Source organism: Streptomyces sp. MnatMP-M17, assembly GCF_900091995.1.
Classification (GTDB): Bacteria; Actinomycetota; Actinomycetes; order Streptomycetales; family Streptomycetaceae; genus Streptomyces.
The window spans coordinates 1-4934 of record NZ_FMDK01001181.1 but is presented as its reverse complement, the minus strand read 5'-3'; the positions used below and the strand labels follow the sequence as shown (position 1 = coordinate 4934).

Genomic DNA, 4934 nt, shown 5'->3' with positions numbered 1-4934 from the left:
GCCGCGGCGAGTGCCGGCCGCGCCGTTCCCGCCGCGAGGGCCACCGCCGTACGGCCGGGGAGCGGCACCGTCCGGTCGACGGACAGGGGACCGAGGTCGTCGCCGCGGAGTATGGCCAGTTCGAGCCGCTGGAGTCCCGGGCCGGGATCGATACCCAGCTCCTCCTTCATCCTGCCCTTCACGGAGCGGTACTCGGTGAGGGCCTCCGACTGCCGGCCGGTGCGGTAGAGCGCTTCGATGAGCTGTTCGGAGAAACGCTCGCGCCCGGGATGTCTGCGCGCCGCCTCCCATACGTCGACCAGTACCTGGCGACATCGGCCCAGCGCGAGCTCGATGTCACAGGCCCGTTCGAGCGCGCGCAGCCGCTCCTCGGTCAGGCCGGGCACCTCGTCGCGGTGGAGCATCGGGGACGGCACATTCGCCAGCAGCGGTCCCTGCCACAGAACGAGCGCCTCCTTGAGCCGGTACAGCTCGCTCTCCGCGTCGCCCAGACCGTCCGCCGCCCGTACCAGGGTGCGGAAGCGCACCAGATCGAGTGTGTCGGCGTCGGCGTTCATCCGGTAGCCGCCGGGCACCGCCTCGATGGCGCTGCCCGTGACACCGTATTTGGTGAAAAGCCGGCGCAGCCGGAGGACACAGCTCTGGAGCGCGGCCCTGGCGGTGGCCGGCTGGTCCTCGTCCCACAGGGCGCGCAGCAGATAACCGGTCGAAACAACGGATCCGGGATGAATGAGCAGAGCTGCCAGCAGGCTGGCCGGTTTGGACGGTTTGAGGACAACAGCGTCCTGGCCCTCGGCAATGCTCAAAGGACCCAAAAGCTGGAAACGCACGTGACTCCCGCCCTCCGAATCAGCACTCGGGTCCGCGGCGGGCGAAAGTGCCGGAGATTGGGCACATCACATCGCCGGGACATCGCCGACATCGCAGGACAGAGATTTTTCGCAATTTTCTTTGGTACAGACCTCTATCAGGCCTCACTATTTCCATCTCCCCCGTAACGGCGCGATACGCCCGGCCGCCTGCCCATTTGCGTCATGTCGATCTTCACCGCCGCACAGAAGGCAGCCGAAAGTCTTTAACTGTGCTTTACCAATAGATGAATGAAGTGCCGAGCTGACATCTGTCGGGTTTCAACAATACGGGCGCCAAGAACTTGTTGGGCATCCTAGTAAGTCGATCAGGGAAAGTCGACCCTTGCCGGGATTCGCATTCTCGGGCTGTTGGCCAATAAGCGGAAAGGCGCTCGAATGAGTGTGAATGGACCGGCACGTGACGGGCTGCGCCGCTCGCACCGCTCTGCCCGAAGTTGACCGGAACCGTAGCCGGAAGCCGAAAAGGTCCCGCGGAGAGCGCTCCCTCCACAGGACCTTTCGAACCGCCACGGTACGGACGTGCCGCTACCGGCCGCTACCGGCCTTTACTCGTCCGCAGGATGGTGCTCCGTCTTCGCCAGAACGACCGTGACACCGCGCGAGCGCAGCGCCTCCACGGTCACCGGGTCCGCGCCGTCGTCGGTCACCAGCGTCCACTCCGGTCTCAGCGGCGTCCAGGCGTGGAAGGGACGCCGGCCCAGCTTCGCCGCGTGCGCCAGGACGTACACCCGGTCGGCGCGGCGCGCCATCAGCTCCTTGAGACGTGTCTGCCGCAGATCGGCCTCGCAGATGCCGTGTTCGGGTGAGACACCGTCCGTACCGAGGAAGAGCCGGTCGAACGTCAGCCGCTCCAGGGCCGCTTCGGTCAGCGGTCCCACGAAGCCCTGGCTGAGCGGGCGCAGCGTACCGCCCAGACACTCGACCTGGACCGTCTCGACATCGGCCAGCTCCTGAAGGGCCGTCAGACCCGTGGTCGCCACGGTCACATCCCTCGCCGTGCGCAGTTCATGCGCGAGCGCGCCAACGGTCGAGCCCGCGTCCAGCAGCAGCGATTCGCCCGGCCGTACCTCCGCCGCCGCCCAGCGCGCGATGGCCCGCTTGGCCTCGAACGCCTCGCCCGTACGCTGCCGCAGCGAGGCCTCGGGATGGGCGGCCAGCGCCATCGCACCGCCGTAAGTACGGGCGAGCCGACCGTCGGTGGTCAGTTTCGCGAGATCGCGGCGGATGGTGGACGCCGTGACACCGAGGAGCTGGGAGAGCTCCTCGACGCTGGCGAGCCCGGTCGTGGTGGCGAGATGGACGATACGGTCGCGCCGGGCGTTCGATCCGATCGCTGACATCAGTCTTCTGTCCTCTGGTGCGGGCGAACCGGCGGTCAACGGGCCGGAGTGGTCGACATCTCGGCGGCCTGGCGCAGCGCTTCGACCATGCTACCGGCCTCGGCCCTGCCGGTACCCGCGATGTCGAAGGCGGTGCCGTGGTCGACGGAGGTACGGATGACGGGCAGACCGACGGTGAGGTTGACGCCCGCCTCGATACCCATGACCTTGACGGGACCGTGGCCCTGGTCGTGGTACATGGCCACGATCAGGTCGTAGTCACCGCGCGAGGCGAGGAAGAACGCGGTGTCGGCGGGCAGCGGTCCGACGGCGTCGATACCGTCGGCGCGCAGGATCTCCAGCGCCGGGACGATCTTCTCCTCCTCCTCGCCGTAGCCGAACAGCCCGTTCTCGCCCGCGTGCGGATTGATTCCGCAGACGCCGATGACCGGGTCCGGGACACCGGCGCGCACCATCGCCTCGTGGCCGCGGCGCACGGTCCGTTCGACCAGCCCGGGTTCGATCTTGTTCACGGCGTCGATCAGACCGATGTGCGTGGTGACATGGATGACCTTCACCCGGGGCGTGGACAGCATCATCGACACCTCCTCGACTCCCGTGAGACTGGCGAGGAGTTCGGTGTGTCCGGGATAGGGATGGCCGCCCGCGTGCAGGGCCTCCTTGTTGAGCGGTGCGGTGCAGATGCCCTGCACCTCGCCGCGCAGGGCGAGTTCGGCGGCGACCCGTACGTACTGGTACGCCGCGTCGCCCGCGACGGCGGACAGCCGGCCCCAGGGCAGATCGGCGGGGAGCAGTCCGAGGTCGATGACATGGATACGGCCCGGTGCGGGCGTGGCCTCCGCCGGGCTGTCGACGGAGACGATCTCGCAGGTGATGCCGAGGATCGCGGCGGCCTGGCGCAGCCGCTCCGCGTCGCCGATGACGACGGGACGGCAGCGGCGGACGGTGTCGGCGTGGAGCAGCGCCGGGACGATCACCTCGGGGCCGATGCCGGCGCCGTCGCCCATGGTGACCGCGATGATCGGGAGCGGCCGGCCGGTGGTGTCGGCCTGCTCCGCGGGGGCGGTCGTCGGGGCTGCGTTCACAGGACTTCTCCTTGCGGTACGGATGGGACGGGTACGGATGCGGATGCCGGCGCCGGTACGGGCACGGGTACGGCCGGTGCGAACGGGTGGTGCGGCCGGAGTGCCCGGGCGATCCGCAGCAGTGAGCCGGTGTCGCCGTAACTGCCGGGCCGGGTGACGACCGACCGGCCGTCGGGGGTGCGGCTGTGCACGGCTCCATGGTGGATCTGTCCCACGGGCAGAAGCTGGCTGACACCGAGCGCGTCCAGAACGCGCCGCGCGGTCTCGCCCCCGGTGAGGACCAGATCGGCGGGATACGGCACGGTGGCGACGCTACGCGCGAGGCCGGCCACCACATGGCGGGCCGAACCGGCCTGGATTCCCTCGGAGTTGTCGACGCTCACCACGGTGAGGGCGTCCTCGGGTCCGACGGTGAGCCGGAAGGGGGCGCCGGTCCGGGTGAGGAGTTCCGCCGGCAGCGCGAGATGGCGTGCTCCGACGGCGGTCAGTTGCGCGATCTGCGCAACGGCGCCGGGTTCGGCGGTGCCCACGACGACAAGCAGCGGGCGGGCCGCCTCGGACGCGGGCGCGGGTACGGGCCCGGCGCCGGATGACGGTCCGTGCGCCACTTCTGACGGAGGCTCAGAGGGCTCAGGGAACTCAGTGGACTCGCCCGACGACTTCGGCGGTCCGTCCGCTCCGGCGAGTACGCGCCCGAGGGCGGCGGCGAATCCGCCGGTTCCCATGAGCCGGGCACCGGGCCCGAGCCGGAGCGCCGCGGCGGCGACCGCGTCCAGATCGGCGTCCGTCTCGCAGTCGCAGACGGGAGTGAGCCCCGCCGCCATGAGGGCTCGGAGCCGTGCGGTGAGGTCGCCGAGGGACGAGCGTACGGCGGCGAGCGGGACAACAGCCGTCGGTACACCGCCGAGCGCCTCGGCCACCGAGCGCGGTACGGGCCGCGTCTCCGCGCGCCAGGCGTCCGTCTCGTGCAGCGGCCGTCCGTGCAGGTGGATGATGCCCTCATGGACGGTACGCCCGGCCACCGGCAGCGCGGGCGCGAACACGAGTCCGTCGGCGCCCTCCGCGTAGGCGGCGGTCTCGGCGGCGAGATTGCCGCGCAGCAGGGAGTCCGTCTTCTTGATCAGTACAGTGCCGGCCGCGGCCGTCCGTACCGCCTCTCGGACGATCCGTGCGGCCTCGCCCGCGTCCCGCTGCCGGGTGTCGAGATCGACGATCAGGACCCGGCCGGCGTCCGGAGGCCGTACGGCGCCGGGCCCCAGGACGATCCGGGCGGGCAGACACAGCGCCGCCGCCGTCTCGGCCGCGCCGGACAGATCGTCCGCGAGGGCGAGCACCGGGCAGGGCGCGCGTCCGTTGCGGGGCGTGAGGAACACGGATACCTCCTCCGGGCGGCCCGGGGTGGGCTGCCTCGGTGCCTGATGATGGCACACGCTGCGCGAAGTGCGCGAGATCTCTTGCGCGAAATGCGCAACCGTGCCACCTTGTGCGGCGCGACACCTGTTGGTCCCGGACAGACCGGACACGTTCCGGCCGACCGGACATGTTCCGACCGAACCGGTCGTATTCCGGCCGGACCGGACGTGTGCCGGCGGCCGGACCGATCCTCTCCGGCCGGACCGGACACCCGCAGCCGAGCC

General features: G+C 70.2%; 4 protein-coding genes. All 4 read right to left on the bottom strand.

Annotated features, from left to right (window positions below; all coding sequences use genetic code 11):
• A partial coding sequence (locus tag GA0115259_RS37585; protein ID WP_141716876.1) for an AfsR/SARP family transcriptional regulator occupies positions 1 to 830 on the bottom strand: 830 nt, incomplete at its 3' end.
• A 587-nt stretch (positions 831 to 1417) separates the two neighbouring features.
• Positions 1418 to 2212 (bottom strand): DeoR/GlpR family DNA-binding transcription regulator, encoded by a 795-nt coding sequence (locus GA0115259_RS37580; RefSeq protein WP_093605051.1) that lies wholly within the window; start codon positions 2210 to 2212, stop codon positions 1418 to 1420.
• Positions 2213 to 2247: 35 nt separating this feature from the next.
• Entirely contained in the window at positions 2248 to 3297 is a 1050-nt protein-coding gene (gene pdxA / locus GA0115259_RS37575) for a 4-hydroxythreonine-4-phosphate dehydrogenase PdxA (protein WP_256098317.1), read from the bottom strand.
• Positions 3294 to 4670, bottom strand: a complete 1377-nt coding sequence (locus tag GA0115259_RS37570; RefSeq protein WP_256098316.1) for a four-carbon acid sugar kinase family protein — start codon at positions 4668 to 4670, stop codon at positions 3294 to 3296. The genes pdxA and GA0115259_RS37570 overlap by 4 nt, the downstream gene beginning before the upstream one ends.
• Between the last annotated feature and the right edge of the window lie 264 nt (positions 4671 to 4934).

What these genes read in the sequence shown, in the direction of transcription:
- GA0115259_RS37580 (WP_093605051.1), bottom strand. Translation starts at nt 2,212, where the DNA reads ATGTCAGCGATCGGATCGAACGCCCGGCGCGACCGTATCGTCCATCTC.